The organism is Daejeonella sp. (assembly GCF_046590655.1).
Lineage (GTDB): Bacteria > Bacteroidota > Bacteroidia > Sphingobacteriales > Sphingobacteriaceae > Daejeonella.
Map to the genome: position 1 here is coordinate 1 of NZ_JBKJUM010000017.1, position 25,634 is coordinate 25,634.

General features: G+C 40.6%; 24 protein-coding genes. 10 read left to right on the forward strand and 14 right to left on the reverse strand.

Annotated elements, in window-relative coordinates:
- Both ACLL8Z_RS01345 and ACLL8Z_RS01350 read right to left on the reverse strand, forming a co-directional pair.
- The coding region (locus ACLL8Z_RS01345; protein WP_411272947.1) for an NAD(P)/FAD-dependent oxidoreductase at window positions 1-1,176 on the reverse strand (1,176 nt) is incomplete at its 3' end.
- 280 nt (window positions 1,177-1,456) lie between these two features.
- On the reverse strand, window positions 1,457-3,721 hold the full coding sequence (locus tag ACLL8Z_RS01350; protein ID WP_411272948.1) for a Tex family protein: 2,265 nt from the start codon (window positions 3,719-3,721) through the stop codon (window positions 1,457-1,459).
- Window positions 3,722-3,925: 204 nt separating this feature from the next.
- Between ACLL8Z_RS01350 and ACLL8Z_RS01355 the strand changes: the two genes are divergently transcribed.
- The 4 genes from ACLL8Z_RS01355 (at window position 3,926) to purE (ending at window position 6,775) form a co-directional block, all read left to right on the forward strand.
- Window positions 3,926-4,516, forward strand: coding sequence for an NADH-quinone oxidoreductase subunit A (locus ACLL8Z_RS01355; RefSeq protein ID WP_411272949.1), 591 nt, complete (start codon window positions 3,926-3,928; stop codon window positions 4,514-4,516).
- Complete coding sequence (locus tag ACLL8Z_RS01360; protein WP_411272950.1) at window positions 4,513-4,995, forward strand: NADH-quinone oxidoreductase subunit B; 483 nt, start codon at window positions 4,513-4,515, stop codon at window positions 4,993-4,995. Before ACLL8Z_RS01355 ends, ACLL8Z_RS01360 begins: the two co-directional genes overlap by 4 nt.
- Window positions 4,996-5,090: 95 nt before the next feature.
- Window positions 5,091-6,230: a 5-(carboxyamino)imidazole ribonucleotide synthase gene (locus tag ACLL8Z_RS01365; RefSeq protein ID WP_411272951.1), complete on the forward strand. Its 1,140-nt coding sequence runs from the start codon at window positions 5,091-5,093 to the stop codon at window positions 6,228-6,230.
- Window positions 6,231-6,259: 29 nt separating this feature from the next.
- Window positions 6,260-6,775 carry a 5-(carboxyamino)imidazole ribonucleotide mutase gene (purE, locus tag ACLL8Z_RS01370; protein ID WP_411272952.1) on the forward strand — a complete coding sequence of 172 codons (516 nt, stop codon included), beginning with the start codon at window positions 6,260-6,262 and terminating at the stop codon, window positions 6,773-6,775.
- Here the strand turns inward: purE and ACLL8Z_RS01375 are convergent.
- On the reverse strand, window positions 6,772-7,332 hold the full coding sequence (locus ACLL8Z_RS01375) for a YqgE/AlgH family protein (RefSeq protein ID WP_411272953.1): 561 nt from the start codon (window positions 7,330-7,332) through the stop codon (window positions 6,772-6,774). The genes purE and ACLL8Z_RS01375 overlap by 4 nt on opposite strands.
- A gap of 252 nt (window positions 7,333-7,584) precedes the next feature.
- On the opposite strand from ACLL8Z_RS01375, the gene pdxH reads away from it, so the two are divergent.
- From pdxH to ACLL8Z_RS01390, 3 genes are read left to right on the forward strand one after another with little or no spacing between them, the layout of a single operon-like run.
- On the forward strand, window positions 7,585-8,238 hold the full coding sequence (gene pdxH / locus ACLL8Z_RS01380; RefSeq protein WP_411272954.1) for a pyridoxamine 5'-phosphate oxidase: 654 nt from the start codon (window positions 7,585-7,587) through the stop codon (window positions 8,236-8,238).
- Window positions 8,239-8,269: 31 nt separating this feature from the next.
- Complete coding sequence (locus ACLL8Z_RS01385) at window positions 8,270-8,740, forward strand: NADH-quinone oxidoreductase subunit C (protein ID WP_411272955.1); 471 nt, start codon at window positions 8,270-8,272, stop codon at window positions 8,738-8,740.
- A 54-nt stretch (window positions 8,741-8,794) separates the two neighbouring features.
- Window positions 8,795-9,976: an NADH-quinone oxidoreductase subunit D gene (locus ACLL8Z_RS01390; protein ID WP_411272956.1), complete on the forward strand. Its 1,182-nt coding sequence runs from the start codon at window positions 8,795-8,797 to the stop codon at window positions 9,974-9,976.
- Window position 9,977: 1 nt separating this feature from the next.
- Here the strand turns inward: ACLL8Z_RS01390 and ACLL8Z_RS01395 are convergent, their stop codons facing one another.
- Window positions 9,978-11,063, reverse strand: a complete 1,086-nt coding sequence (locus tag ACLL8Z_RS01395; RefSeq protein WP_411272957.1) for a S1C family serine protease — start codon at window positions 11,061-11,063, stop codon at window positions 9,978-9,980.
- A gap of 9 nt (window positions 11,064-11,072) precedes the next feature.
- The gene (locus tag ACLL8Z_RS01400) at window positions 11,073-11,639 is read right to left on the reverse strand and encodes an RNA polymerase sigma factor (protein ID WP_411272958.1); all 567 of its coding nucleotides are present in this window, start codon (window positions 11,637-11,639) and stop codon (window positions 11,073-11,075) included.
- A gap of 137 nt (window positions 11,640-11,776) precedes the next feature.
- Between ACLL8Z_RS01400 and ACLL8Z_RS01405 the strand changes: the two genes are divergently transcribed.
- Window positions 11,777-11,974 carry a hypothetical protein gene (locus ACLL8Z_RS01405; protein WP_411272959.1) on the forward strand — a complete coding sequence of 66 codons (198 nt, stop codon included), beginning with the start codon at window positions 11,777-11,779 and terminating at the stop codon, window positions 11,972-11,974.
- A gap of 326 nt (window positions 11,975-12,300) precedes the next feature.
- On the opposite strand, the gene ACLL8Z_RS01410 is transcribed toward ACLL8Z_RS01405, so the two are convergent.
- The 4 genes from ACLL8Z_RS01410 to ACLL8Z_RS01425 all read right to left on the reverse strand — a co-directional run bounded on the left by ACLL8Z_RS01410 (window position 12,301) and on the right by ACLL8Z_RS01425 (window position 18,903).
- Complete coding sequence (locus ACLL8Z_RS01410; protein ID WP_411272960.1) at window positions 12,301-15,690, reverse strand: efflux RND transporter permease subunit; 3,390 nt, start codon at window positions 15,688-15,690, stop codon at window positions 12,301-12,303.
- Between the two features lie 41 nt (window positions 15,691-15,731).
- Window positions 15,732-16,826 carry an efflux RND transporter periplasmic adaptor subunit gene (locus ACLL8Z_RS01415; RefSeq protein WP_411272961.1) on the reverse strand — a complete coding sequence of 365 codons (1,095 nt, stop codon included), beginning with the start codon at window positions 16,824-16,826 and terminating at the stop codon, window positions 15,732-15,734.
- Between the two features lie 115 nt (window positions 16,827-16,941).
- Window positions 16,942-18,279, reverse strand: a complete 1,338-nt coding sequence (locus ACLL8Z_RS01420) for a TolC family protein (RefSeq protein ID WP_411272962.1) — start codon at window positions 18,277-18,279, stop codon at window positions 16,942-16,944.
- A gap of 6 nt (window positions 18,280-18,285) precedes the next feature.
- Window positions 18,286-18,903, reverse strand: a complete 618-nt coding sequence (locus ACLL8Z_RS01425; protein WP_411272963.1) for a TetR/AcrR family transcriptional regulator — start codon at window positions 18,901-18,903, stop codon at window positions 18,286-18,288.
- 198 nt (window positions 18,904-19,101) lie between these two features.
- Between ACLL8Z_RS01425 and purB the strand changes: the two genes are divergently transcribed.
- Window positions 19,102-20,445 carry an adenylosuccinate lyase gene (gene purB, locus ACLL8Z_RS01430; RefSeq protein ID WP_411272964.1) on the forward strand — a complete coding sequence of 448 codons (1,344 nt, stop codon included), beginning with the start codon at window positions 19,102-19,104 and terminating at the stop codon, window positions 20,443-20,445.
- 79 nt (window positions 20,446-20,524) lie between these two features.
- Window positions 20,525-21,088, forward strand: coding sequence for a NifU family protein (locus tag ACLL8Z_RS01435; RefSeq protein WP_411272965.1), 564 nt, complete (start codon window positions 20,525-20,527; stop codon window positions 21,086-21,088).
- Window positions 21,089-21,102: 14 nt separating this feature from the next.
- Here ACLL8Z_RS01435 and ACLL8Z_RS01440 read toward each other — a convergent pair whose 3' ends face one another.
- The 5 genes from ACLL8Z_RS01440 to ACLL8Z_RS01460 all read right to left on the reverse strand — a co-directional run bounded on the left by ACLL8Z_RS01440 (window position 21,103) and on the right by ACLL8Z_RS01460 (window position 25,449).
- Window positions 21,103-21,438, reverse strand: a complete 336-nt coding sequence (locus ACLL8Z_RS01440; protein ID WP_411273029.1) for a heme-binding domain-containing protein — start codon at window positions 21,436-21,438, stop codon at window positions 21,103-21,105.
- Window positions 21,439-21,460: 22 nt separating this feature from the next.
- Window positions 21,461-22,255 carry an inositol monophosphatase family protein gene (locus tag ACLL8Z_RS01445; RefSeq protein ID WP_411272966.1) on the reverse strand — a complete coding sequence of 265 codons (795 nt, stop codon included), beginning with the start codon at window positions 22,253-22,255 and terminating at the stop codon, window positions 21,461-21,463.
- Window positions 22,256-22,258: 3 nt separating this feature from the next.
- Entirely contained in the window at window positions 22,259-23,431 is a 1,173-nt protein-coding gene (locus ACLL8Z_RS01450) for a prolipoprotein diacylglyceryl transferase (RefSeq protein ID WP_411272967.1), read from the reverse strand.
- A 58-nt stretch (window positions 23,432-23,489) separates the two neighbouring features.
- Window positions 23,490-24,809: a tRNA (N(6)-L-threonylcarbamoyladenosine(37)-C(2))-methylthiotransferase MtaB gene (gene mtaB, locus ACLL8Z_RS01455; RefSeq protein WP_411272968.1), complete on the reverse strand. Its 1,320-nt coding sequence runs from the start codon at window positions 24,807-24,809 to the stop codon at window positions 23,490-23,492.
- Between the two features lie 73 nt (window positions 24,810-24,882).
- Window positions 24,883-25,449 carry a UbiX family flavin prenyltransferase gene (locus tag ACLL8Z_RS01460; protein ID WP_411272969.1) on the reverse strand — a complete coding sequence of 189 codons (567 nt, stop codon included), beginning with the start codon at window positions 25,447-25,449 and terminating at the stop codon, window positions 24,883-24,885.
- Between the last annotated feature and the right edge of the window lie 185 nt (window positions 25,450-25,634).

Here is a 25,634-nt window from a genome sequence, read left to right on the forward strand (position 1 = left end):
GGACCATGCCCATTGAAAGTTATAGCCTCCTAGCCAGCCAGTTACGTCAACGCACTCTCCTCCAAAAAATAGTCCCGGTACCTTTTTGGCCTCGAGTGTTTTCGACGATAATTCATCCGTGTCGACTCCTCCCCGCATAACTTCCGCCTTATCATAACCTTTATCTCCGGCTGGTCTAACTTCAAAAAAATGGATCAGTTTCTCAATATCGGTAATATCCTGTTTCGTCAGCGATGCGAGATTTTTCTCAACCGGGAGAAACTTTCCCAGGGCTTCTGAAAACTTTTTAGTGTAAATCTCTGATAATAACCCGAAAAGGCTTTTTCTGCCATTAATGTGCCTTGCTGCATCAATCACTATTTTAATCTTTTTATCTGGAAGGAGATCAATAGAAAGTACCTCACCAGGCCGCCAGTAGGAAGATATTTGAAGAATTGCCGGACCGCTCAGACCCCAATGTGTAAAAAGTATATTTTCTTCAAAACTGATACGTTCATTTGATACCCGGCAATAAATAGAATTACCGGCTAGCTGGGCATACCACTCTAAGTCTTTCCCCGTAATGGTAAGCGGTACAAGTGCAGGTGCTGTTTGACAAACTTTCAATCCAAACTGCTTTGCAATGCGGAGAGCGAAATCTGAAGCGCCCATCTTTGGAATGGGTAGCCCTCCGGATGTAATTACAACTTTTGATGTGGAAAATGTCTTCGTTGTACCCCCCTTTTCATAAGAAATATCAAATCTGCCAGAGTTGCTGGCCGATAGGGCTTTGACCTCCGCACCGCATACTATCTCTTGCCCCATTTCTGCGCAGAGATTTTCAAAAATACGCACGATGTCTTTCGCGTTATTGCTCTCCGGAAACAATTGCCCTAATGTTTTTTCCTGTCCCTGTATTCCGTAGGTTTCAAAAAAGCTTATTGTATCCTGAACAGTAAATTGCGAAAAAGCAGACTTGCAGAAATGAGGGTTTTTGGATATGAAGTTTGCTTCCGTTGCATGCATATTTGCATAATTACAGCGTCCGCCACCTGAGATTAGGATCTTTGCACCGACTTTATCATTCTTCTCAAGTATCAATACCTTTTTGCCCAAATACCCTGCCTGAACCGCGCACATCAAGCCGCAGGCGCCACCGCCAATTATTATCGCGTCGAAATCTTGGTTGATGGTCATCTAAACTTTATGAGTGACAAATTTAACGCGAGGCCGCTGAGTTTAGATTTTTTCTGCGCTACGTCGTATGCTGATATAAACACTAAGTCCACGGAGGAAGGCACCAAGGCTAAATCGTTAAGATTCCTGCTCTCCGTGCCTGCCGTCAGGCAGGTTTTTCCTCCGTTTATTCCGTGGTAGTTAATCGCCATTCAAGAGTTCATTTTATATAAAACATAGGGTTTCCCCCTATATCACACTCCGAGATTAAATACGTGAGCACATTTAATTAGAGTCAAGGTCATGTGAACTTATTCTTCAACGCAGCCAGCTTTGACGCAATATCCGTATCCGGCTCTGATTTAGCTTTCGGGTTTTGAACCTGCCGGGTTTCAATTCGTTCAGGCTTTTTGAACTTCGGTTTTGCAAGCGCTGGTTCATCAGTCTTCATACTTAGGGCAATACGTTTACGTGCTACATCTATCTCAGTTACCTTTACCTGTACTTTCTGGCTCACTTTAACTACTTGATTTGGATCTTTTACGAATTTGTTAGACAATTGGCTTACATGCACAAGTCCGTCCTGATGTACCCCTATATCAACGAAAGCACCAAAGGCAGTTATATTCGTTATGATTCCCGGCAAGATCATACCGACGTGCAGATCTGTTATAGAATTGACCCCATCGGAAAAGTTGAAAACTTCAAACTGTTCCCGGGGATCAAGGCCCGGCTTTGCAAGTTCATTCAGTATATCATTCAAAGTGGGAAGGCCTACCGAATCGCTAACATAATTCTGCAATTTGATCTGTTTCCGAAAATTATCTTGTTTTATAAGATCGTCGAGCGTGCAGCCCAGGTCATTTGCCATTTTTTCAACAAGTGTATACCTCTCAGGGTGAACGGCGCTGCCGTCGAGCGGATGTTCAGAATTCCGAATTCTTAAAAACCCTGCAGCCTGTTCAAATGCTTTGTCGCCAAGCCTCGGTACAAGTTTTAACTCAGACCTTCTTTTAAATGCGCCATTCTTATTCCGGTATTCTACAATATTCTGAGCAAGCTGCGGCCCTAAACCAGAAATATACGAAAGTATCTGTTTGGATGCAGTATTAAGCTCTACACCGATGGAATTTACACAACTAATCACCGTGTCGTCCAAAGAAGTCTTTAAATTTGACTGGTCAACATCGTGCTGGTATTGCCCCACACCTATAGATTTAGGATCAATCTTAACAAGTTCAGCGAGCGGGTCCATCAATCGTCGCCCTATAGAAACGGCACCCCTGACTGTTATATCCTTATCAGGAAATTCGTCCCTTGCAACATCAGATGCAGAATAAATGGATGCGCCGCTTTCATTAACCATAACTATAATTGCACCGGCTATGTCAAGCGTCCGAACAAAAGTTTCTGTTTCCCGGCCCGCAGTGCCGTTTCCAATAGCTATGGCTTCAATCTTATGCTTTTCAGCCAGATGTCTGACCGTTTTTGCAGCCTCCCTGGCACTCTCGTTACCCGTGTGGGGATAAATATTGGTATTTTCTATTAATTGCCCTTGTTCATCCAGACAAACAACTTTGCATCCAGTACGGAAGCCCGGATCAATTGCCATTATCCGCTTCTGCCCTGCGGGTGCTGCAAGTAAAAGCTGACGTGCATTATCAGCAAACACCCTAATAGCATCGACATCGGCCGACTTCTTCGTCAACAACCTAATCTCCGTTTCCATGGAAGACTTAATTAATCTTTTAAATGAATCTGCAAGAGCTATTTTAACTTCTGCGGCAGAAGCACTTTTACCTCGGACAAACATATTTTCAAGGATTTTAAATGCTTCGTCCTCCGGGACTTCAATATCCAGGGTGAGAATGATCTCCTTTTCAGCCCGCCGCAGCGCAAGCACCCGATGAGATGGAGCCGATTTTATCGGTTCAGTCCAATCGAAATAATCCTTATACTTCTGACCGGCCTCTTCTTTTCCTTTTATGAGTCTGGAATGGAAACTACCCTGCTTTAGAAACAGATCCCTCATTTTAGCACGCAGTTCTGCGTTCTCCGCGAAATATTCTGCAAGTATATCCCTGGCGCCGGCCAGGGCATCATCCGAAGAATTTACCCCCTTTTCCACATCAATAAACTCTAAAGCCTCAAGTTCAATATCAATATTCGACTGATCAAAAATTTTATCAGCCAGAGGCTGTAAGCCACGTTCTCGGGCTGCCGATGCTTTTGTTTTCCGTTTAGGTTTGTACGGCAGATAGATGTCTTCCAGAATCATCATAGTCTCAGCCTCACTGATCTGCCTCTCAAGTTCAGGACTGAGTACATTTAGTTCAGACATCGATTTTAATATAGCTTCCCTGCGTTTATCCAGGTCAATTAATTGCTGCATCCTGTCGCGAATAGCCGCCACCTGAACTTCGTCTAAACTACCAGTCATCTCTTTCCGATATCGAGAGATAAACGGAACTGTACCACCCTCATTCAATAATTTCACAGTAACCTCTACCTGTTTTTCCAGCACTGACAGTTCGGTAGCTATCTTTTTAAATTTATTGTGACTCATCCTGTTCGTTATTGTGATGCGAAATTGCGTTTAAGTGTTTTAAATTCAAAAAAAGCTTATCAACACTTGAAGAATGGAGAGTTAAAAATGAGTGCATCTGAAATTAGCAAATTTGGAAATGAGCAAATTTGCTAATTGTCTAATATTGTCTAATTTGCTAATTCTCTTAATTAGCTTTAGGCAATTATTGCTATTTTTGAGCTAATGATTGAGCCCACGCAGATTACGGAGTTCGGCAAAGTATTTATTTACCTCGTAATGGGAATATTATTCGTGCTTTTCACTTTTTTTCTGGGATGGCTGGTTGCACTCAGGAAACCAAACCCGGTTAAACTTAGCTCATACGAATGCGGTGAAGAACCGACTGGAAGCTCTTGGATCCAGTTTAACTCCCGCTTTTATGTTGTGGCACTTATCTTTCTGCTGTTTGATGTTGAGATGGTTTTCATTTTTCCATGGGCTACAATTTTTAGCCAGGAAATACTGCTGGCAGCCGATAGCCGATGGGGCTGGTTAAGCCTTATTGAAATGTTTATATTTATCGGTATACTACTCATCGGCCTCATGTATGTTTGGAAAAAGGGAGACCTGAACTGGATCAGACCTGAAAGCGTGTTACCCTCTTGCCAGGGGAGAGTGCCCATGGCCATGTACGAGAAAATTAACGACACAAAATACACAGTGAAGGAATTTAATTTTGGTAGTGGCTCTGAACAGGCAGCCATCCAAGTAGAAAACAAACCTGCTGCTGCAAGGCATTTCTTCAGACCTCAGTTTAAAAAACCTTCGGAGTGAGCTTAGAACTAAAAAGTGAAGATGGAGGGATTGTAATCACGAAGATGGACGATCTACTCAACTGGGCACGCCTTTCATCTTTATGGCCTATGAGCTTTGGAATTGCCTGTTGTGCTATAGAGATGATGGGATCAATGGCTTCAACCTATGACCTTGATCGTTTTGGAGTTTTCCCAAGGCCTTCACCAAGACAATCAGACGTGATAATTATTGCAGGTACGGTAACATTTAAAATGGCTGAGCGTATTAAACGCCTTTACGAACAGATGCCGGAACCTAAATATGTGATTTCGATGGGCTCATGTTCAAATTGCGGCGGGCCATACTGGCAGCATGGATACCATGTGGTTAAGGGCGTCGACCGAATAATCCCAGTAGATGTGTATGTGCAGGGATGTCCTCCGCGGCCAGAATCACTGATAGGCGGAATACTTGAATTGCAGAAAAAGATAGAACGGGAAAGTCTGCTTAATAGCTAGAACGGAGGTCTGAAATCGGAGGTCTGAGGTCTGAAGTCTGACAGGGCGGATAAAAGAATAGGCAGGTGACTGACAAAAAATAAATAAATACATAAATGAAGTCGTTTTACGGGGATCTTAAACTTGGTATTTTAGGCGGAGGTCAATTGGGACGCATGCTCATACAGGAATCAATAAATTTTAACATTACTACGCATGTTCTTGATCCTGACCCCGAAGCTCCGTGTAAGGACTTATGCAGCAAGTTTGTCCGAGGTTCATTAACAGATTATCAAACGGTTTATAACTTTGGAAAGAATGTGGACCTATTGACCATTGAAATTGAGAAAGTGAACGTTGATGCCCTTGAGCAGCTGGAGAATGAAGGGGTTATCGTTTATCCTCAATCCCGCGTGATCAGGCTAATCCAGGATAAAGGGGTTCAGAAACAGTTTTTCAAAGAAAATAATATTCCGAGTTCTCCTTTCAAGCTTATACAAAATAAGGCTGATCTTTTAAACGGGAATTTTCCATTTCCATTTATTCAAAAGCTTAGAAAGGACGGTTATGATGGCCGTGGGGTGCAGCCGATGAAAAGCAAGGCTGATCTGGCTAACGCGTTTGACGCACCAAGTCTGATAGAAGACTGGATATATTTCGAAAAGGAAATTGCAGTTATTGTCGCTAGAAGCGAAAACGGAGAGATAAAAACATTTCCCTGCGTTGAAATGGAGTTTAATCCGGAGGCTAATCTTGTTGAATTTTTAATTTCTCCATCTACCTTATCTAGCGAGATCCTTCAGAAAGCTGATGAACTGGCCATAATGATTGCCGCAGATCTCAAAATAGTTGGCATACTGGCTGTTGAGATGTTCCTGACAAAAGATGGAGAAATACTTGTTAATGAAATTGCGCCGCGCCCACATAACAGCGGCCATCAAAGTATCGAGGGTAATTATACCTCACAATTTGAACAACATCTCAGAGCAATATTTAATCTGCCTTTAGGCGATACCCGTTCAATAGGTAATGCAGTGATGATTAACCTGCTGGGAGAAAAAGGATTTGAAGGACCTGCTGAATATGAAGGCCTTAATGAGATTTTGAAAATCGAAGGAGTATATATACATCTTTACGGGAAAAAATTAACGAAACCTTTCCGGAAAATGGGACATGTAACAATCATGGATAATGACCGTGAAAAAGCGATACAAAAGGCAAAATTAGTACAGAATACAATTAAAGTGAAAATTTAATATCTTGTCATAATAACATGACTATCAATATGATTAATAAATCGAATTCTGCAGGACCGGCCCTTGTCGGAATTATTATGGGAAGCAAATCTGATCTGGGCATTATGCAGGATGCAGCAGACGTGTTAAGAGAACTCGGAGTAAATTGTGAGATCACTGTTGTTTCGGCCCACCGTACTCCTCAGAGAATGTTTGACTATGCTAAGTCGGCTTCCGGCCGTGGCTTAAAAGTAATAATTGCAGGTGCCGGTGGGGCAGCCCACCTTCCGGGAATGGTGGCTTCGATCACACACATTCCGGTCATTGGAGTGCCTGTAAAATCCTCAAATTCAATAGATGGCTGGGATTCTGTCCTTTCAATTCTTCAGATGCCCAACGGTGTCCCGGTAGCTACTGTTGCTTTAAATGCGGCTAAAAATGCCGGTATACTTGCAGCCCAGATACTCGCAACAGCTGATGGTGTATTATCACAGAAATTGATAGATTTCAAAGATGAATTAAGAAAAAAGGTTGAGGAGAGTGCAAAGGAGATGGAAGGGCTTTAGTTCCATTGCGGATTCTCCGGAAAGTTGGCAATATGAGCATATTTTGGGCCTAAACCAATAACAACCTCCCTCCAGAGGTTTTCTTCATCTTCAACAAAGATCACATCCGAATTAAAACTGTTTGCCACAAGCCACGAGTTTTGCTCTAATTCTCCTTCAAGTTGTTCCACGCCCCAGCCAGAGTATCCGATGAAAAATTTAATTTCCGACCTTTCTATCTGGTTATTGTTTATCAACACCTGCAAAGCTTCGAAATTTCCGCCCCAATAAACGCCATCCATTATTTCAATGCCACTATTCAACCTATCATAACATGAATGAATGAAATGAAGAGTGTCGTTTGCTACAGGCCCGCCAATATAAACAGGAAAATTGCAAGTTGAATCCGAAACCAAATCACTTACTAACAAATCGCTTTTCTGATTTAATATAAATCCAAGAGCGCCTTGCTCTTCCAATTCAGTTAAGAATACAACGGAACGTTTAAAAGTCGGATCCAGCATGAATGGCTCTGAAACAAGCAGGTTTCCTTTGAGGGGTTTAACTGGACTAAGCATAAATGGTTAACAATAAGTTAGTTTTTTGGTTTAGGGAATTGAGTATCAAGTACAGGGTTATCAGATCTACTTATCCGGCTACATTTCCTCAATTCCTGCCTGCCGGCAGGCAAATTGATGCTTGATGCCTGATACTTGATTCTTTCACATAAATATATACGTAAAAATCTGTGGGATGATAGATTGCAATGTGCATTTATTAAGTTTGCATAGGGAAAGCGTTCCTGAACAAATTGTGCTTAAAATTATATAATGTCAGTAGAAAAGGAAGTTATTGAAAATCTCCGAAAGGAATATAGTTCTGAAAGCTTATCAGAAAAGGATGTAGCCAAAGATCCAATAAAACAGTTCGGCAGGTGGTTCAAGGAAGCGATGGAGGCGAATATCAACGAGCCCAATGCAATGACACTTGCTACAACCAGCATTGACAGAAAGCCGTCGGCACGCATTGTTCTGATGAAAGGCTATGAGGAGAGAGGGTTTTTATTCTACAGTAATTATTTAAGTGCAAAAGGCAAGGAAATGGCTAAAAATCCTGTGGTAGCCCTGGTATTCTTCTGGCCGGAACTTGCCAGACAAATCCGCATTGAAGGAACGGTGGAGAAGTTGACCAAAGAAGAATCAGAGCTGTACTTCAAAACCCGTCCCAAAGGAAGCCAGATCGGTGCTGTGGTATCGCCTCAGAGTCAGGTTATTGAGGGTCGTGATATGCTGGAAAAAAGCTGGAAAGAAAATGAGACAAGGTATGAAAACAGGGATATTCCAAAACCAGCTTATTGGGGTGGATATGTAGTTAAGCCCCAGGTAGTCGAGTTTTGGCAAGGCAGGGAAAGCAGACTTCACGATAGAATTGTATATAAAAGAGCCGATAAACAGAACTGGAAAATTGTTCGTCTTGCGCCTTAACAATATGGATGTCAGCAGCATAAAAAATCTATTGACTAATAAATTCGGAGCTGGCGTGGTGATTGATGAACAACTAACAGGACTTCAGCCAGCATTGATCATAAATCCGGATCAGATAGCAGATGTTTGTATGGAATTGCGCGATAATGAACTTACGTATTTTGATTTCCTTTCCTGTCTTACTGGTGTAGATTTCGGAATCGAAGAAAATAAGTTTGCCGTTGTTTACCACCTGGCTTCTATCCCATTCAAGTCGCAGTTAACTTTAAAAGTGATTAAAGTGCATGATCGAAGTAGTACACTATTACCGTTGTTTAAAAGTGTTTCAGCTGTTTGGAAAACTGCTGAATGGCATGAGCGTGAGGCATATGATCTCACAGGCTTATATTTCGAAGGAAATCCAGATCTGCGGCGAATATTACTGCCGGATGATTGGGAAGGCTACCCGTTGAGAAAAGACTATGTTGCTGCCGAAGAATATAAAGGCATTAAGATAAATTAAGCTTCGAGAACGCAAAACATTATTCTCCGGCCTAAGGATCCAGAGTCAAATAGCATGGTAGAATCAAAGACCAGATATACGCAATTAACTGAGCATCTTGAACCGGAGGAGATGATTATTAATATGGGGCCGCAGCACCCCTCCACTCACGGGGTTCTGAGGCTTGAATTAATAACCGACGGCGAGATTGTAAAGGAAGTTATCCCGCACATGGGATACCTTCACCGCTGTTTCGAAAAACACTGCGAAAGTCTGAGCTATCAGCAAATTATTCCTTTCGTTGACCGCATGGATTATTTGGCTTCCATGAATAACGATCATGCATTCGTAATGGGTGTGGAAAGGATGCTGGGCATCGATAAGGACATTCCGAAACGTGTCGAATATATACGGGTCCTGGTTTGCGAACTGAACAGAATAGGATCGCATCTTATAGCAATTGGTACCTACGGGATCGATATAGGAGCTTTCACTCCTTTTCTATGGTGTTTCCGCGACCGGGAACATATTATGAACATGCTGGAATGGGCATCCGGTTCACGAATGTTATATAATTATATCTGGATTGGAGGTTTATTCTACGATCTGCCCGTCGGCTTTGAAGAACGATGTAAAGAATTTATAGATTATTTTAAGCCCAAACTTAAAGAATTGGATGAGCTGCTGACTGATAACCAGATATTCATAAACAGAACCGCCGGCGTAGGTGTGCTCCCGCTTGGTGTGGCGATCAACTACGGCTGTTCAGGCCCGATGTTAAGAGGCTCCGGGTTAAAATGGGATTTACGCCGTGTTGATGAATATTCAGTTTATCCTGAACTGGAGTTTGAAATCCCGGTAGGCAAAGGTGAAATGGGCAAAGCAGGCGATTGCTGGGACCGGTATAAGGTTCGCGTTGATGAGATTGTACAATCAGTACACATTATAGAACAGTGCCTGGAAAGGCTTCAAAAAGAGTTAAGACGTACCCCTGAATTTGATCCACGGGCAAAACTTCCTAAGAAAATCATACCGAAAGAGCAGGATTTCTATATCCGGGCAGAAAATCCAAAAGGCGAACTTGGATATTATTTTATCACTGATGGCAAAACCGAAATTCCAAAACGGGTAAAAGCCAGGGCACCAAGTTTTAATAACTTATCTGTTCTTCCAGAAATCGCAAGGGGGGTACTCATAGCCGACCTGGTTGCTATTTTAGGATCGATTGATATCGTTTTAGGGGAAGTTGATAGGTAGTTTAATACACCTTCACCATAAAAATATACGGCTTCAGCTTATCATATTGCTCCGACGGTTTTAATCCTGACAACTGATTGCGTTTATTAAGGATCAGTTTATCTTCCAACGAATCCTGAGGAATCGCTTCAATAGATTTGAGCAGATAACTTGATTTAACCGCAAATGCTACGCCGTCTACCAAAGTTTGTTTCCGGTTGATAATTCCAACTACATTACCTCTGTTATCAAGCAAAGGCCCTCCGCTATTACCCGGATTTACAGGAATTGAAACCTGATATGCAACGGTGTCGCCTTCATAGCCATTACTGGAACTTACATAACCTTCGTTATAAACAAGATCGTCTTTTGGGAAACCTACAGTATAAACGCTTTCCGCTACACTTGAAGCCGATTTTTTGAAGGTATAAGGTAGTGAAGCCAGATCTTTGAACGCCGGATCGATAATTTGGAGAACAGCCAGGTCGTAAGTGGGATCGATATAGATTTGCTTAGCCTTATAAGATTCACCCGCAGAATTCTGAACATAAATGGAATCAGCATCTTTAACTACATGATAATTAGTAACGATATAACCATTAGAAGTTATAGCAAAACCTGTACCTCCGAATTGGCCCGGGTTAATCGGTCCAATAGATGGCTTGTCAGTAAGTTTCTTATTTATGGCATTTTGAGAACGCTCAATACTGCTGAGCTTTCTTCTCAAGTAGTTGTTGGAAATTTTTTCAGTAAAGTATCCCGTCGAAAATAATGTTCCAAATACTGCTATCATTGCTACAATAGCAGCGATAGCGGCGCTCACGCGGTATTTGTCCCACATTTTTCGAACAACAGGAAGCTCCGGCTGAACCTCTCTTTTAAGGGCTTCGACATCTATCTCCTGGTAAATGGCATTCATTTCAGAGGTAAGCTGGACTCTATCACCATATTCCTTCAAATAGCCCACCAGATTTTCATGTTCAACTACCATGAGATCAAAACCCGGATCGATGCTTCTTCGATGTTTAAAATCAGCAAGCTCAGTAGAAGAAAGCTCGCTTCTTAAATAAGAATCGATCAGATTGTATATTTCAATATCCTTGTTCATTTTCTCTATTTAAGCTTGAAAAAATAGTTTTTTCAGGCGCTGCAGGCATTTATATTTCTGAGTTTTGTCATTATCCGCATTGGTATAGCCAAATTTCTCCGAGATCTCCTGCATAGATCTGTTTTGCAAATAGTAATCTTCGATGATGGTCTTACAAGGTTCCCCTAATTGTGTAAGAGCATGCTCCATTATTGTAAACTGCCTATCTTTCTCTTCATGCTTCTCCATATCATCCTCAACAGGAATAAACTCGGAGAAGTCTTCAATATTTCTAACATTCCGGCTCTTTGCATTTAATCGTTTAAGCCATAAACGACGACAAACAGAATAGATAAAAGTTTTGAGCTTACTGTTGAGCTCAAAATTTCCACTTTTAACCTTATTATAAAGAACGATAACTGCCTCCTGGAAAACATCCTTTGCATCATCCTCATTTCCATTATTGTTCAGTACTAACTGTAGCACCATGGGGAAATAAGTCTCGTACAGACGATTTAAAATTTCCTTAGAGTCATTCAGTATTCCAAGTATAATCTCATTATCGGCTGGAACTGAACTTTTTATCTCTTTTCTCACTATTAATACTTTTTATTCGAAATTGTAACCCAATGATAGCAAAAATATTTTTTCTATATTTTTTGAAATTGAGGGTCACCTTTTTAATTAACGGGTATTAAGTGTAAATTATTTAAATAACTTTTAACCACTAAACAATGAAAAATTTATTCAAATTCGGTTTCTTAGCTTTAGCTATCTCTTTATCAGTTGCTGCTTGTAACTCAAACAAAACTGAAGAAGCTGCTACTGACACAATTGATTCTACAGCAGAAATGACTACTGATTCTTTAGAAGCCCAAATCGATACTGTTGATTCAGCTGCTGCAGCTGCTGTTGATTCAGTTCAAAACTAATTAACCAAAATTACAAGAAAGACCTTCTCAATTTGAGAGGGTTTTTTTTTGTCCAGGAACCAAGAGCCAAGAATCAAGAATCAAGATGGTTCAACGATACAATGACTGGGACTTTCAGTAATTACGAAGCATTGTGGTGGCTCATTATTCCTGGTTCTTTTCTATTAATGACGTTTTCTTTTCTAAGCAAAGCCTGTGGTAACCTTTCTATAATCAGCCTTTACATCTATCACGCGCCCCTGTCTTGATTCCTGGGTTTTGGTTCTTGGCTCATTTCTAAAAAAAACGGGCTCCTTTCGAAGCCCGCCCATAAACCTAAACTAAAACTAAACTATTTCAGGACTTTCTTTCTTAAACAGGCTCCGGATTTTCTTTTTGTTTGAATCTGCGAGAAGCAGCATACAAGGAACTAAAACAAGGGTCAGGAATGTTGCAAAACTAAGCCCGAAAATCATAGTCCATGATAGTGGTCCCCAGAATGCAACGTTATCTCCACCAAAATAAAGGTGTGGATTGAATTCGCTGAACAAAGTTGTAAAGTCCATATTTAAACCTACTGCAAGTGGTATAAGCCCGAGCATCGTAGCCGTTGCAGTCAATAGCACAGGCGTCATGCGTGTACGCCCTGCTTCAAGAATGGCATCGCGAACACTCATGCCCTGTTCTATCATCAGTTCAGTAAACTCAACGAGAAGAATTCCATTACGAACTACAATACCTGCAAGTGCAACAATTCCAACACCGGACATTACTATAGACATATCCATTCGGAAGATTGTTACACCTAATAACACACCAATAATGCTAAGTCCTATTTCACTCAGAATTATTAATGGTTTAGATATTGAATTAAATTGAGCAACCAAAATGATCAAAATGAGTCCCATTGAGATCATTAATGCGGTGCCAAGGAAATTCATGGTCTCCTGTTGTTCCTCCTGCTCGCCCGCCATTTTAACTTCTATACCTGCCGGAGGGCTATACTGATCAATTTCGCTTTGGATATTTGCCACGACTTCATTCGGATTATACTCGCCCAATACATTGGATGAGAGTATGATGATCCTTTTTTCCTGTTTACGCTTTATCGCGCCATATGTGTTAACATAATCAATTGAAGCAAATGATGACAAAGGCACCTGCCGGATTATTCCCCCCATACCCATATCCCGATAGGTCATTTTCATGTTCCTTAAAGCCTCGAGGTTGTTTCTCTGTGATTCAGCAGCGCGAAGATTGATTTCATAATCTTCATCTGCATCCCGAAACTTAGAAACTTCTTTCCCAAAAATGGCGGTCCGTAGATCCATACCTATTTGGCCGGATGATATCCCTTCCCTATTAGCTCTTTCCCGGTCAATATCAAAAATGATTTCCGGTTTGTTGTTCTGAAAGTCAGACTTAAGTTCCTCTACACCGGCAATTTGCTTTGCAACCAGGTACTGCTTTAAGCTTTCAGAAGTTTTGACTAGCGAGTCGAGGTTATTTCCTGTTATCTCTATGCTGATTGGTTTCGCTGTTGGCGGACCGCCTTGCTCCTGAGCTACAGTTATCTCGGCCCCTGGAATACCTTTTACAGCTTTGCGGATCTTATCCAGATAAATGGAAGTGCGTTCTCCGGTCCGCTTGCCAAATTGAACAAAGGCCACAGTAACTTTTCCCATATTTGTATACTGACCCTGATCTTCACTTTGAGGGTCGGTAACACCAATAGTCACGTTAGAAATGATAGAAGATACATCCACATTATTTCTACCGACTACTTTGGTCACATCATTTTCTACCTTCCTAACGACCTCGTTTGTGAAGGCCTGATCAGTTCCCACAGGCAAATGGATGTAGACAAATACAAAATTAGGGTCGCTGGTTGGAAAGAACACTACTTTCGGTGGAACCACCATCATCAAACCGATTGTAAACACGAATAATCCAACTGTACCCCAAAGTATCGCCCTCGGCCACTTTAATGCCCAATCAAGTACAGATACATAACGGTTCTGTATACCAGGCCATGTTATAGTCTGGAATTTTTGTATGCTTTTTGCGAGGAAAAAGTGATGTAATAAATACAAAAGTGCCAGAAACACCACGAAATTTCCCAGACCAAAATCTATCAGATAACAAAGTACAGCCACGCCTCCAAAAAACAATAAGGTTTTTTTCACACTTTTATCAAATTTTGGTTTAAGGGGACTATGATCTTCAGGTTTCATAAAGTCCACGGCGAAAACTGGATTTATGATATAAGCAACAATCAGTGAGGCAAGTAAAGTAATGATCAATGTCATAGGGAGGAAAAACATAAATTCCCCTATTACACCGGGCCAAAACAGCAATGGAACAAAAGGTGCAAGCGTTGTAAGAGTTCCTGACAAGACCGGCAGAAACACCTCAGCCGCGGCTTCCTTTGCAGCCTTCTTAATCGGCACTTTACCGTTTTGAAAAAGGCGGTGAGTATTTTCAATAACTACGATAGCATCATCAACAACTATTCCCAATCCCAAAAGAAAAGAGAATAGAACCATCATATTCATAGTAAAACTAAAGCCAAAAAGACCTCCCAGTGCAGGCATCGCCATAAATGCAATAAACATAGACAATGGCACTGATAGCGCTACGAAAATGGCATTGGTAACACCCATAAAGAACATCAGAATAAGGGTCACCAAAATAAAACCAATGATTATAGTATTGATCAGGTCGTGGAGTGTAACACGCGTTTTATTAGACTGATCGCCTGTAATTGTAACATTCAGATTTTCAGGCAATGCGGTAGCCTTTAACTCCTGAACCAGAGTATTGATCTTATCCGATGCATCGATAAGATTTTCGCCGCTTCTCTTTTTAACGTTAAGTGTGATTACGTTCTTTCCATATAAACGGGCATAACTTTCCTGTTCTTTAAATGAGTCTTTTACTTCTGCGATATCTCTTAAATAAACTGAAGCGCCTGTCGGAGTTTTAATAATCAGATTTGCAATTTCATTTGCGCTTGCAAATTCCTTTTTAACATTTAGTGTTCTGCGGACACCATCCATTTTAATGGTACCGCCTGAAATAGTCAGGTTTTCATACCCCACAGCCCGTTCAATATCGCCGAAAGAGATTTGTGCAGCGGCCATTTTATTTAGGTCAGCATTGATCTGAACTTCCTGGTCAAGGGCGCCAACGATATCCACACCTGAAATTTCCTTTAAACTTTCAACCTGATCCTGTATATCCTCTGCATATTTCTTCAAACTTTTGAGATCATAATCACCTGAAATATTCAGGTACATGATCGGAAGGTCTGAAAGGTTAATGTCCATCACGTTAGGATCATTCGGCAAATCTGTAGGCAGATCTTGCCGGGCTTTATCAACTGCATCTTTTACTCGCTGTTTTGCATCTTTAATATCTACATTCGTATTGAACTCAGCAGTAATGATCGAAAAATCCTGATAGGAATTTGACGTTATTTTCTTTAAGCCTGAAGTAGACTTTAACTGTTTTTCGATCTGCTTAGTCACCAGGTTCTCCATATTTGCAGGGGAAGTACCAGGATATACAGTTTGTATGAAGATCTTGGGAATAATCACCTCAGGAAAGTTTTCTTTCGGAAGGCCCAGATATGATGAATATCCGATTATGGCGATGATAACTGTCAGAATATAGATTGCAGTCCTATTCTCGATAGCCCAACTGGATGGTTTAAACTCTTTGTTAATGTCTTCCATTTTTATTTTAATTTTTTCTCCAAAAGCCGGATAGTATTAAATTAATTAGCTTTTACAATGTCGCCCTCACTTAGCCCATTAGTACCAGCCACCACAATTTTATCACCTGCTTTAAGACCTGAAAGAACTTCAGCCTTCCCATCAGAAACCTTACCGGTTTGAATATTCACGCGTTTTGCTTTGCCATTTTCAGAAATAAATAAATAGTCCCCGTTTTCAGCCTTCTGTATAGCATTAACAGGTACTACCAATGCTTTATCATTTCTGTAATCTACAATCTTCAAAATACTTAGCATATTCGGACGGTATCTTGAATTTGAGGGAAGTTTGATTTCAACATTGAAACTTCTTGATACCGGATCAATGCTTTTTGAAGCAAAAGATATTTTGGTAGTGATTGTATCCGGTACATCGGGAAGTATTACCTGCACATCATCCCCCTGACTAACTCTTCCCGCATAAGATTCGGCGACCTGAGCTTTTGCTTTTAATTTGCTTGCATTAATGATCCGTATGGAATACATACCCGGCGATGCAATCGAACCCACTTTCATATCCATCGCATCTATTGTTCCTGAGATTGGAGCTTTGATCTTGTACATTGCTATTTGAGACCTAAGGGTTGCAATTCGGCGCTCTGCGGCTTCTTTTTGTGTTCTTGCATTAATGAACTGAACCTCGGTACCAATTTTTTGATCCCAAAGATTCTTCTGACGCTGAAACAAGGTATTTGCAAGATCCAACTGCGTTTGAAGTTCCGAAATGCTTTGTCGTAATACTTTGTCATCAATTTGCGCCAATATTTGTCCCCGACCCACATTTTGTCCAATTGACGCGTATACGGCAGTTACTACTCCCTGGGCTTCGGGGCTGACCTGAACATTGTCTTCGGCATCAATCCTTCCCTGAACCTCCAGAAAATTACTGAATGTACTTTCCTGTACTTCAAGTATACTAACCATTTTAACGTCTTGCAAATTCTTTGAGGCTCCCAGCTCAGCTTCCAGGGCGGCTATTTTAGAATTGATTTCAACCCTCTCCTTTTTAAGCGTTTCGAGCTCAGTTTTTTTATCAATGGATTTTCCTCCACATGCTGTCAGGAAAACAGCAATACCTATAAATATTAAGTTTTTCATAGAAGTGTTGTTGGTTTTTAAAATGAGATTTATCTGCCCGAAAAAGCCTTTGGCAGTATTCTTTGGTTGCTAATTAATTTTTGAAATAATCATATCAGATATTTCTTATGAACTATTAATAAGTAATTCTACCTGATGCTTTATCAACATTAACTTTATTGATCATTAAATCATAAAGCGCGTTGATGTAATTATTTTGGGATTCTTTCAATGAAGTTTCAGCGGTGGTAACTTCAATACTCGATCCTACTCCCTGCTCATACTTAATCTTGGAAACTCTTAATACTTCTTGCGCCAGTTCCATATTCCTTTTCTGATTATCCAAAGACTTAAGGCTGTTAGTGTAATTTGTCTGTGCCTGATCAACTTCAAGATTTATCCCATTTTGGAGATTCATCAAATTATTTTGCGTTTTTAATATCACCATTTTCGCGTTCCGTACTTGATTCAGTTTTATGCCACCCGAAAAAATAGGTACAGACAGTCGCAAACCAATTATAGTACTGGGGAAGTTTGTATCAAACAATTGTGAAAAATTGTTCGACTGAAAACTTTGGGAAGTGTTTCCAAATGCCGACAAGGATGGAAGAAACTGGCTCTTATAACGCTTTAGGTCGAACTCATACAATTTCTTTTGTGTCTCAAGCAAGGAATATTCAATCCTGTTACGGTAGACGCTCGTATCGCGAGCCAATACTGTCTGATCTGTCTGGAGACTTGTAATCGAATCAGTTAATGTCAGCTGACTATTTACCGTCATACCCATTTGAAACTTTAAGAGATTAACATTCAAAGCAAGAAGCCTTATTACGTTCTCCCTTTCTGTTTCCAGGTTGTTTTTGAGGACCGTTAGACGATCTACATCTATTTTTTCGACAAAGCCATTTTTAAACAGAGCTTCGGTATCACTAAGCGTCTTTCGCAGTCTTTCCATATTTGCATCGAGAAGCTTTAACTGCTCATTACTAACCAAAACCGAGAAATATGCCTTGGTTACCGCCACAGTTGTTTCGATGCGCGTCCGGGTGAGGTTTTTATTTGATAACTCTTTAAAAGTCCTGGATGCCTGAAGTCCGACCAGGTATGATCCGTCAAACAAGAGTTGATTCAGTTCAAGTCCTACCGATGATTGATATTTAACTCCAAATTGAACAGGGACCTGGGTACCGGGCTGGCCAAAGAATTCACCCGGCAACAGGCTGGTTGGCAGCTTGATAAAATCCTGAAAGTTGGCATTCCCGCTTACCTGAGGAAGTCCCATACCGATAGTTTGCATAACTGTATTTCGCGCAATATCTTCGTCTATACGTGCGTTAAGTATTGCAACCTGATGATTTTGGGCATAATCAATCGCTTGTTTAAGGCTTAATGCCGCAATCGTATCTAATTGTTGAGCCTTTACAGCCAGCCCGAGCAAAAGGAATAAAATTAAGGTTAGGTATTTGTATTTCATAAGTACTTATTCTTCTTCTGTAATCTCTTTGTATTTATTAATTAATTTGTGTCCTTTAAGGGAACAGATACCATATAGAAAATGCTCTGTCAATTCTGACATTACCCTGGCTATACCGTACTTTCCGTTTGTGTATTCTGAACTGTTTGAAAAAATCAAATCAATTTGTTCAAGCCTCATTTGGGTCAAAATATCACATTTAATATCTCTTCGATAATAACCTTCCTTTATTCCTCTCATCAGGTTATTATATATTGTTTCATAGACATTCTTCTGACGAAAATTTTTAAAGTACATCCAGGCCTGGGGATGATATTTTTGAAGATCGTAAAAAAGATTAGGGTTCATGTTAGAGAGAAGTTCCTTCATATTTGTTACAGCAAAGAAAACTTCGTGAACAGCGTTCTCTGCTTTTTCTGCACCTTCCTTTATGAGGCATTTCTGGCAATTTAGCTTATTTTCGATCACCATATTTACGATCTCATTCTTATCGCTGAAATGCAAATAAATCGTCTTTTTCGACATGCCAAGGTGTTTGGCAAGGTCATCCATCGTGACACTCTTAAATCCATGCTGACAAAAAAGATTGTCTGATTCAGAGATTATATATTCTTTTACTTCCAATTGCTTACCTTCTAATAATTTCGATGCAATACTATGGAAACTTTTTTTAATACCAAAGTTTCCTACATTAATAATATTAATTTATTCGTAAATGACATTAGGATGAGCATAAGCCTTTGATTAGAAAATATAGGTCTGAAAATACCTCCGGGGTTCAGCTAGTTTCAAAAACCTTACCTTTGCAGAAAACTTATACGAATGAACCTATCGCCATTGTCAGCTATTTCTCCAATTGACGGACGTTACCATAAAGCAACTTCAGAACTTGCAGAGTATTTTTCTGAAGCTGCGCTAATCAAGTACAGAGTATATGTAGAGATCGAATATTTTATTTCCCTTTGCGAGCTACCTTTGCCACAGCTTTCTAATTTTGATAAAGGAAAATTCGGAGCCTTAAGGTCACTTTACCTCAAATTCGATAATTTGGATGCTGAAGCAGTGAAAGAGATTGAAAAAACAACCAATCACGATGTTAAGGCTGTGGAGTATTTCATAAAAGATGAATTTTCTAAATTAGATCTTGATGAATTTAAGGAATTTATCCATTTCGGGCTGACTTCGCAGGACATAAATAACACCGCAATTCCCCACTCGTTTAAACTTGCGATTGAAAATTCTTATATACCTGCATTAAATGAGCTTGGAGAGGAATTGAAAAAACGTGTCTCAGAATGGTCTGAGATACCGATGCTTGCTCACACCCATGGCCAGCCTGCTTCACCCACAAGGCTTGGTAAAGAGCTGCAGGTATTTATTGAAAGAATCGAAGCGCAATTAGTCCAGCTAAGGACAATACCTTTCTCTGCGAAATTCGGCGGTGCAACAGGCAATTTCAATGCTCACTATATTTCATATCCCAAAGTAGATTGGATTGCTTTTGCAAATCGGTTTGTCAATTTTGGCTTGAAACTGAACCGTTCTCAATTTACGACTCAAATTGAACATTATGACAATTTCGCCGCCCATTGTGATGCGTTAAAACGAATCAACAATATTCTCATCGATCTCAACAGGGATATGTGGTCGTATATTTCGATGAATTACTTTAAGCAGCAAATTAAAGCCGGAGAAGTTGGATCATCTGCTATGCCTCATAAAGTTAACCCTATCGATTTTGAAAATTCTGAAGGGAATCTGGGCCTGGCGAATGCAATTTTCGAGCATCTTGCGGCGAAGTTGCCCATCTCCCGTCTTCAACGTGACCTTACAGACTCGACAGTACTTCGGAATATTGGCGTTCCACTTGCTCATACTCTCATTGCAATAAAGTCGACCGTCAGGGGCTTGAAAAAACTACTGATCAATAAAGACGCTATCAAAGCAGATCTGGAAGCGAATTGGTCGGTCGTTGCGGAAGCTATACAAACAGTGCTTCGGCGCGAAGGGTATCCAAATCCGTATGAAGCGTTAAAGGAGTTAACTAGAACTAATAGTGGTGTGAATCAGAAAACCATCAGTCAATTTGTAGACACGCTGGATGTTTCAGAAGAAGTTAAATCAGAATTGAAGGCTGTAAGCCCTTTTAACTATACTGGTCTGTAAGCAGTCATACACTTGTCATAACTTATTAGGCTGCATTCGTAATTCTAAAAAATCGTAATTTTACATATATTTTTATGACATGAGCACAGCAACATCAATCACCAACGTTTATACTGAAAGTACCCCTAACCCGGCTACAAGGAAATTTTTAGTTAATAAACTGCTGACGAATAACAGTGTTGACTTCCCTACGAAAGAAAGCGCAGAGAAATCACAATTCGCACGCGAATTATTCAAATTCAATTTTGTGACCGGAGTATTTTTCGCAAGCAACTTTGTTACTATTACTAAATCAGAAGGTGCAGACTGGGAAGATATCGAACCAATTCTTAAAGAATTTGTTAAGGGAGCTGTTGAATCCGAGCTGATCATTCAAGATAAAGAAGATACTGCTGCCAATTTTGAAGGGACAGAAACAGAAATTAAAATACAGCAGATACTTCACGACTACGTTCGCCCAGCCGTGGAGCAGGATGGCGGTGCGATAAGTTACAAATCATATAATGAGGGAGTTGTAACCGTAGAATTACGCGGATCGTGCAGCGGTTGCCCTTCTTCTACAATCACACTGAAATCAGGAATAGAGAACTTACTGAAACGTATGGTCCCAGAGGTAACAGAGGTAGTCTCGGAAGCACTTTAGAGGAGGATCAAATATCAAAATTCCATAATTTCGTCCAGTTTATGTGATTTGTAGCGAGTATTGAAAGCGGCAAAGTCTGAAAAATTAAGCTCATCCTTTCCTTCTTCAATATGATGGTTTAGCCGCCATGCCAGGGGCTGAATCTGGGAATACCATGGATAATTTGTATTGTTGGAATGGCAGTCGTAGCAGGAAGTTTTTATCATTGCTTTGATATTGTCAGGAGCTGGATAATCACTGGATATATCGTCTGGTTCAATGACATTTGATTGGTTCCTGGCTGGCCTCACGAATTGAATGAGAACAAATATGGAAAGTAGTCGTGATAAGATTTTCTTAGTAATTGCGATTGGTAATTATCCAAGTTAATAATTAATCGCCGAACTCTTTTCCTATTACATTAAGCAATTGAGAGGAAATTCTTCCATTAGTCGCTACAATTTCACGACGATTAAAACACTCCTCCCCACCTTTAAAGTCAGATGTATGGCCACCTGCCTCCCGTACTAATATCATACCCGCAGCTATATCATATGAGTTTAGATTATATTCGAAATAACCATCAAAACGTCCGCATGCCACATAAGCGAGGTCTACTGCGGCGGATCCTATCCGGCGAAGACCGTGGCATTTCTGCATCAAAACACGCAGGACATTCAGATATTTTTCCATTTTCGAAAATTCATAGAATGGAAAACCAGTCGCGAGCAGGGTATTTTCGAGAGTTGATGCATTTGAAACACAAATTCTCTTTCCATTGAGATAAGCGCCACCATTCTTCCATGCGGAAAAACACTCATCACGATTGATCTCATAAATCACTCCAAGTACAAGTTCTTCTTTATATTGAAGTGCAATGCTAATGGAAAATGTCGGCACTCCATGTATAAAATTGGTTGTACCGTCAAGCGGATCGATTATCCAGTTGTATTCCTCGCAAAGGGTAATATTTGTTTTTTCTTCGGTGATGAACCCGGCCTCCGGGAGAATACGGGCGAGACCCTCAACAAGATCTCTCTCGGCAGTTTTATCAACATACGAGACCATGTCATGCAAGCCCTTGTACTCAATGTTCTTACTATCAAAAATCTGTGACTCGCAACGGATAAATTCCCCGACCTCGTTAGTAAGTAGTATAACTTTTTTTATAAGGTCAGAAAGCTCCATAGACTATTTATGTGGAGCGCCTTCCTGATGCTTTTTCGCCTGATTGACGGACCAGAAAAGTCCGGCAATACCCGTTAATATCAAAAACGCAGAGATCAATTCAGCCTGGGTAAACCCAAATCCCATGACATGATATTTTGAGTTCACCCGAATGCCTTCTATAAGGAAACGTTCAATTCCATTCAGTATAAGATACAGGGAAACCATAATCCCTGGAATTTTAATTCTGTCGCGGATCGACCAGAGAAAGCCAAATATAGCCAAACCCATTAGTACCTCGTAAAAGGGAGTAGGATATACCGGAAGGGGGAGTTCATTACAGAAATTACCGACACAACCGGCGATAGGAATACCTTCGTTCACAACGTTATGAGGATACTTAAAAGCCCAAACCCAGTCCGGAGCCCAGTTTAGCCATCCCGGCTTTGGAGCCTGGTTTACTATTCCCCAGTCGCCATCACCTGATAAATGGCATCCTATACGCCCGACTGCATAAGCAAGCATTAGACCCGGACCAGCGATGTCTATCATATGGATCCATTTAATTCCATATTGTTTCGCCTTATAAAGGACTGCTGCCCCTCCTACAAAAAGCCCTCCATAGAATGTTAAACCACTAAATGATAGTAAGCCTCCTATTGGATCTTGCATAAAATCGTCCCAATATTCCAGGTTATGAAAGATTTTAGCTCCTAAAAAACCTCCAACAGCCGCCCACATTAAAAGACTACCCATGATCTGGTGAGGATGTACCAATTCTTTGATAGTTTTTGGCTGAGTTAAAACCTCTTTTTTCTTTTCGGCGTAAGACCAGTAAACAAAGAGTCCGCCCAATAAAAGGCCCCCAATGATATTGCCCCGACCAGAAAGTATAAAAGTTTGGGGGTTGGCCACAAAGTCCGAATAATGCAATAAGCCTTCAAGCAGCTTAAAGCCCATAAGGAATCCGAAGAAACCGTTGAAAAATAACTCAGCAATTGAAGCAGGCTCTCCGACTATAATTTCCCTCGTGAATGGATGTACAAGTCCAAGTTTTTCCTTCCGTTTGAACTCCTGGGAAAGTGCCCAGTAGCCTGCTGCAAAAGCAAGAGCTACAAAAAAACCGAAAGTTTGGATTGGTAAGGGAATATGAATGCCTGTCAGGTATTCAATAAGATGGGTTATAGTTGGAAACATAGGTCAAATATACATGCTCGAAACAATAAAAAAAGGGTATTTAAAGATGAAAGCCAGATCAATGTGCAAACATTTCCGCGGTTTCACTAATTTCCATATCCCCATCAGAAGCGATGGTTTCAAATTTCACTTCTCTGAGTTCATTAACCAAAAGAGGATCATACGGAGTTTTAACCTTAACATAATTACGGCTGAAACCATGCATAAAACCATCTTTATGATCCGCTTCGAAAAGCACAGAGCCTGGCTTTCCAACTTGAGTATGATAGAATGCCCGGCGTTTCTTATCTGAAAGAATGTGCAGCATTTTACTCCTGTCTGATCTTTGGGACCCGGGCACTTTTCCTTCCATCGCAGCGGCCGGAGTATTATCCCTTTCCGAGTAATTGAAAACATGCAGATAGGATATTTCAAGATCGTTAAGGAAGTTGTAAGTGTCAATAAAATCCTCGCGGGTTTCGCCAGGAAAGCCAATAATCACATCAACTCCTATGCAGCAATCAGGGATAAGCTTTTTGATCAAAGCTAACCTCTCGGCATATTGCTCTCTCCGATAACGCCTGCGCATCAGCCCAAGAATCTTATTCGATCCTGACTGAAGAGGAATATGAAAGTGCGGAACAAACTTCTTTGACCCTGCTACAAATTCAATAATCTCGTCAGATAAAAGGTTGGGCTCAATTGAAGAAATCCGGATACGGTCAATACCCTGGACACTGTCCAAGGCTTGTATAAGGTCAAAAAGCCTGTCTTCTCTATCGCCATCACGGATGCCGAAATCGCCCAGGTTGACTCCAGTCAAAACAATCTCTTTAACTCCTGAAGCAGCTACTTCTTTTGCTTGCTGAATCACATGAAAAATTGTATCACTCCGGCTGTTCCCTCTTGCCAAAGGAATAGTACAAAATGTACAAATGTAATCACAACCATCCTGAACTTTCAAAAAGGTTCGGGTTCTATCGCCAAAAGAAAATGATGGAATAAATTCCCTGGTCAACCCGATTGGTTGGTTATAAACTTTAGGTTTGGCTTCTTTGGTTAGGTCGCTGATATATTCAATGATCCGGAATTTTTCTGCCGCTCCCAGCACAATGTCGACACCGGGAATGTTTGATATATCTTCTGGCTTGAGCTGGGCGTAACATCCTACAATTACTATATATGCTTCGGGCGAGTGTTTTAAAGCTTCCTGTACTACTTTACGGCATTTCTTATCAGCATGATCTGTTACTGAACATGTGTTGATTATAAAGATATCGGCATTACTGGTAAAAGAAACCGTGTCGAAACCAGCCTCATTAAACTGACGTCCAATAGCCGAGGTTTCGGAAAAATTTAGTTTACAGCCGAGAGTATAAAATGCAACTTTTTTGTTCATGTAAGGTGCAAATATACGAAACAATTTAATGGAGAATGGAGAGTAGAAAGCGGAGAATTGAAATTCTCTATTCTCAATTTTTAACTCCCCACCTAAATGACTCATCATCTAATCCCACCAAATCTATTACCCGGCTTATGACCGTCGTCGCTACTTCTTCGATTGTTTTTGGAATACTGTAAAAAGAAGGGGTTGCCGGACAAATGATCCCTCCGGCTTCAGTAACCGTTTTCATATTGTTAATGTGGATGAGGTTATAGGGAGTTTCCCTCACTACCAGGACGAGTTTGCGTCTTTCTTTAAGAATAACGTCAGCGGCCCGCGTTATCAAATCGTTAGAGAGACCTGTAGCTATTCTTCCAAGAGTACCCATAGAGCAAGGGCAAACAATCAGGGTATCATATCCGGCCGAGCCTGAGGCGAAGGGGGCATTGAAATCGTGTTTATCAAAAAAGTTCAAGTCATAATTTTCATAAGCGGTATTGCCTAATTCGTGTTTCCAGACATCCATAGCATTATCAGACATTATAACTCCTACTTCAGAGACCTGAGTTCGCAACAATACAATTTTATCAAGCAATACCTTCGCATATACTGACCCACTTGCACCGGTTATGGCAATTGCTATTTTTCTTTTCATATTATTAAGTGAGACACTGATACCCTACATGTTTTACAGAAGTCAAATATCCTCCTATTATATGAAATAAAAAAGGGTCGAATACAAGTATTCGACCCTACATCTATCTATGAAAAACATGCCCCTTGGAAGAGGCAGAACAAATATATTATTATTACGAATTTTAACAATATTCCAGATGAAAA

Excerpts from the sequence above, each read along its gene's own strand:
- ACLL8Z_RS01435 (WP_411272965.1), top strand. The coding sequence starts at position 20,525 with ATGAGCACAGCAACATCAATCACCAACGTTTATACTGAAAGTACCCCT.
- ACLL8Z_RS01420 (WP_411272962.1), bottom strand. The coding sequence starts at position 18,279 with ATGAAATACAAATACCTAACCTTAATTTTATTCCTTTTGCTCGGGCTG.
- ACLL8Z_RS01355 (WP_411272949.1), top strand. The coding sequence starts at position 3,926 with ATGATTGAGCCCACGCAGATTACGGAGTTCGGCAAAGTATTTATTTAC.
- purE (WP_411272952.1), top strand. The coding sequence starts at position 6,260 with ATGATTAATAAATCGAATTCTGCAGGACCGGCCCTTGTCGGAATTATT.
- ACLL8Z_RS01460 (WP_411272969.1), bottom strand. The coding sequence starts at position 25,449 with ATGAAAAGAAAAATAGCAATTGCCATAACCGGTGCAAGTGGGTCAGTA.
- ACLL8Z_RS01415 (WP_411272961.1), bottom strand. The coding sequence starts at position 16,826 with ATGAAAAACTTAATATTTATAGGTATTGCTGTTTTCCTGACAGCATGT.
- pdxH (WP_411272954.1), top strand. The coding sequence starts at position 7,585 with ATGTCAGTAGAAAAGGAAGTTATTGAAAATCTCCGAAAGGAATATAGT.
- ACLL8Z_RS01365 (WP_411272951.1), top strand. The coding sequence starts at position 5,091 with ATGAAGTCGTTTTACGGGGATCTTAAACTTGGTATTTTAGGCGGAGGT.
- ACLL8Z_RS01395 (WP_411272957.1), bottom strand. The coding sequence starts at position 11,063 with ATGAACAAGGATATTGAAATATACAATCTGATCGATTCTTATTTAAGA.
- ACLL8Z_RS01375 (WP_411272953.1), bottom strand. The coding sequence starts at position 7,332 with ATGCTTAGTCCAGTTAAACCCCTCAAAGGAAACCTGCTTGTTTCAGAG.
- purB (WP_411272964.1), top strand. The coding sequence starts at position 19,102 with ATGAACCTATCGCCATTGTCAGCTATTTCTCCAATTGACGGACGTTAC.
- ACLL8Z_RS01350 (WP_411272948.1), bottom strand. The coding sequence starts at position 3,721 with ATGAGTCACAATAAATTTAAAAAGATAGCTACCGAACTGTCAGTGCTG.
- ACLL8Z_RS01445 (WP_411272966.1), bottom strand. The coding sequence starts at position 22,255 with ATGGAGCTTTCTGACCTTATAAAAAAAGTTATACTACTTACTAACGAG.
- ACLL8Z_RS01410 (WP_411272960.1), bottom strand. The coding sequence starts at position 15,690 with ATGGAAGACATTAACAAAGAGTTTAAACCATCCAGTTGGGCTATCGAG.
- ACLL8Z_RS01450 (WP_411272967.1), bottom strand. The coding sequence starts at position 23,431 with ATGTTTCCAACTATAACCCATCTTATTGAATACCTGACAGGCATTCAT.
- ACLL8Z_RS01390 (WP_411272956.1), top strand. The coding sequence starts at position 8,795 with ATGGTAGAATCAAAGACCAGATATACGCAATTAACTGAGCATCTTGAA.
- ACLL8Z_RS01405 (WP_411272959.1), top strand. The coding sequence starts at position 11,777 with ATGAAAAATTTATTCAAATTCGGTTTCTTAGCTTTAGCTATCTCTTTA.
- mtaB (WP_411272968.1), bottom strand. The coding sequence starts at position 24,809 with ATGAACAAAAAAGTTGCATTTTATACTCTCGGCTGTAAACTAAATTTT.